General features: G+C 74.8%; 2 protein-coding genes. One reads left to right on the plus strand and one right to left on the minus strand.

The features are described 5' to 3' along the window. Positions 1-237 precede the first annotated feature (237 nt). Complete coding sequence (locus tag ACI798_RS23085) at positions 238-2,349, minus strand: cation:proton antiporter (protein WP_457049052.1); 2,112 nt, start codon at positions 2,347-2,349, stop codon at positions 238-240. A gap of 255 nt (positions 2,350-2,604) precedes the next feature. On the opposite strand from ACI798_RS23085, the gene ACI798_RS23090 reads away from it, so the two are divergent. Beyond that, complete coding sequence (locus ACI798_RS23090; protein ID WP_456941638.1) at positions 2,605-3,450, plus strand: protein kinase domain-containing protein; 846 nt, start codon at positions 2,605-2,607, stop codon at positions 3,448-3,450. The last annotated feature ends 43 nt before the right edge of the window (positions 3,451-3,493 follow it).

Here is a 3,493-nt window from a genome sequence, read left to right on the forward strand (position 1 = left end):
GGCGTCATCACCCCGGGGGGGCGGGCACGAGCCCCCGCGCCGGCAGGAGGAGTCCCGCTGGGCGCCCACCCGGGCCCGGGTGCCGTCCCGGGTGGACCCGTGCTCTGCACCCACCCGTGTGCAGAGCACGAGCGCGTGACGGGGAGGTGGCGCCCCCCCGGGGAACGGCACCGGGAACGACGGAGCCCGCGTCCCCTCGAACGGGACGCGGGCTCCGGGCCTGCGGGGGAGCGGGACTCAGAGCGCCCCGGGGCGGGCGGCGATGCCGGCCAGGGTCTCGTCCATGTCGCGGTCGCTGTCGGCCGTGCCGGCGTGCACCAGCAGGATCGGCGTCAGGTCGTCGGCGGCCGGGACCGGACCCGCACCGGCCGGGGCGAGCAGCAGGGCGGGCAGCGTCTCGGTCTCCGCGGCGACCTGGACGCCGGCCTTGCGCAGCGAGTCGGCCACGTTGCGCCGGACGCCCCGCCGGCCCTCCGCGGCCCGCAGCTGCAGCGGCACCCGGCGACCCACGGCGGCGTGCGCGGCCAGCCGGAGCGCGGCCCGCCCGGAGGCGTCGCCGTCCTGCAGCACCGCGACCGGCCCGCCCGGCTGCAGGCCCGCCTCGCCCAGCTCGCCCGAGACGGTGACCACCGAGCCGCGCAGGGACGGCGGCCAGGGGGTGCCGGCGCCGTCTGCCGCGAGCGCGCCCTCGACGATGCCCCAGCCGCTGCGGACCAGGACGACGTCGGCCTGGCTGCTGCCGGCCAGGTCGGCCACCTCCGCCCACGGGTCCTCGCTGAACCGCGACGCGACCGATGCCTTCAGCCCTCGCGCCTCGACGATCCGGGCGAGGGTCCGCAGCTCGTCGGCCACGGTGGCCATCAGCTCGAGGTCGGCGCCGAGACCGGTGGACACCTCGGGCTTGGGACGGGACCGGCGGACCACGCGGGTCAGCACGACCTGCGCGGGCGACTCGCGGCCCACCAGGTCGCAGGCCAGGTCCACCAGGGCGGCGTCCCGGTCGGGCTCGTCCACGACGACCAGGACGGTGTAGGCCTCGGTGAGCCCCAGCTCGGCCCGCTCCGCCGCGGCGATGTCCCGGTCGAGGATGCGCTTGGGGTAGACGAGGTTGAGCAGCGGCGTGGCCATGCCCGTCGTCACCAGCGCCATGATCACCATGAGCGTGAACATCTCGCCGTCGAGCACGCCCTGCTGGACGCCGATGTTGAGGATGACCAGCTCGGTCAGCCCGCGGGTGTTCATCAGCGTGGCCAGGGCGGTGGACTGGCGCCGCGGGACCCGCATCGCCCGGGCGGCGGCGAACGCGCCGACGAACTTGCCGGAGATGGCGACCAGCAGGATGAGGCCGAGCTCGCCGAGGCCGGCCAGGTCGATCGCGCCGACGTCGACGTTGAGGCCGGTGATGACGAAGAAGACCGGCAGCAGCAGGAGCACGCTGACCTGCTCGAGCCGGTCGATGATCTCGTGGTTGAGCCGGGCGGCGCCCTTGCGCGGCATGACGACGCCGAAGAGGAACGCGCCGAAGATGAAGTGGATGCCGATCTCCTCGGCCACCCAGGCGCTGGCGAGGATGCCGATGAGGACGCCGGCGAGCATCTCCGGGGTGAGCTGCCCGAGCCGCTCGTAGCGGGTGACGAGGACCCGCAGCAGCGGCCTGACCACCAGGAACATCACCAGGGCGAACGCCACCGACAGGCCGAGGATCAGCACCACGCCGCTGAACGAGGAGGCGGCCACGATCGCCACGACGACGGCCAGCAGGCACCAGGCCAGGACGTCGTCGACGGCGGCGCAGGCCAGCGCGAGGACGCCCGTGGGGACGCGGTGCATCTGCCGCTCGGCGAGGATCCGCGCGAGCACGGGGAACGCGGTGATGGACATGGCCACGCCCATGAACAGCGCGAACCCGAGGAAGGGGATCGCCGAGGTCGACCCGTCGGTGGCGGTGAAGACGTCGTGCTGGGTGTGCAGGTAGGTCGCCAGCAGCACGCCCAGCGCGAACGGCAGCAGGATCGACGCCAGCGACACCGACACGGCCACCTTCTCCCGGCCGCGCATGAACGACAGGTCCACCTCGAGACCGACCAGGAACATGAACAGCACCAGGCCGAGCTGGGCCAGCACGTTGAGGAAGGGCCGGATGTCGGTCGGGAACAGCAGCAGGTCCAGGTCGCCCGGCAGGGCGCCGAGCAGCGTCGGGCCGAGGAGGATGCCGGCGACGATCTCACCGACGACGGCCGGCTGACCCACCTTGACGGCCAGCCGCCCCATCAGCCGGGCGATGACCATGATCACCGCGAGGTCGACGAAGACGTAGGCGATGATCTCTGCGACGGGGCGCGCTTCCACGTGTTCTCCGGGCGTAGCTGTCCGCGCCGCGTGGGACCGCGCGGGGGTCGGGTGGGATGGCGGGAACCGGGCACCCGGGGCCACGCCGGGCGCGGATGCTAGCCGCGGCGGTCCGGCCGTAGGGGTCCCGCGCGCGCGGCTTCTCGGCAGGCGCGAACCGGTTCCCGGACGGCGGGTCCCCCGGCACACTGTGCCGCTGCCGCGCACCGCGGCGTCCCGGCGCGGCCGGGGAGACAGCGTTTCAGGAGGACATGCATGGATGCCGTCGGCCTGGTGGGCGCGGCGCCTGCCACCATCGCGGACTACCAGGTGGTCCGCGTGCTCGGTGAGGGCAACAACGGCCGCTTCTACCTCGCCCGCCCACCGGCACGGCTCGGCCTGCCCGACGAGTACGTCGCGGTCAAGGTCTTCACCGGCACCCACAGCGAGCAGGCCTACGAGCGGGGCGTGCGGGAGCTGCGCGCGTTCGCGCAGGTGGCCTCGCCGTACCTGGTCCGGGTCTACGACGCCGTGCTGCAGGACAGCTTCCTGTACGCGATGGAGTACTGCCCCCTCGGCTCGCTGGCCGCCCCGGCGCGGCCGCTGAGCCGCGGCGAGGTGCTGCGCGCGGTGGCGCACGCCGCGCACGCCGCGCACGCGCTGCACGAGGCGGGCCTGACCCACGGTGACATCAAGCCGGCCAACGTCCTGCTCACCGAGGACGGCGGCAAGCTCTCCGACCTCGGCCTGGCGCGCTACCTCGCGCCGGGCGTCACGCTGACCGGCATGGCCAGCGCCGCCTCGGTCGAGTTCCTGGACCCGGCGCTGCTGCGCGGCGACCGGCCCTCGCGGGCGACCGAGGTGTTCGCGCTGGGCGCCACCCTCAACCGGGCGCTCACCGGCACCGGCCTGTACGGCGAGCTGCCCGACGGCGAGCCGCTGCTGGCCATCCGCCGGGTGATGAGCGCCGAGCCCGCGATCGCCCCCGGCCTGACCGACGAGGAGGCCGCGCTGGTCTCGGCGTGCCTCGCCCCGGTGGGGCAGCGCCCGGTGACCGCGCTGCAGGTGGCCGAGCGGCTGGACCGGATGGCCGCCGAGGCGCTGGGCGCCGCCCGCGCCTGACCGGTACCCGACGCGACGAGGGTCCCGTCCCCACCGGCCGGTG

Source organism: Geodermatophilus sp. SYSU D01045 (genome assembly GCF_054050295.1).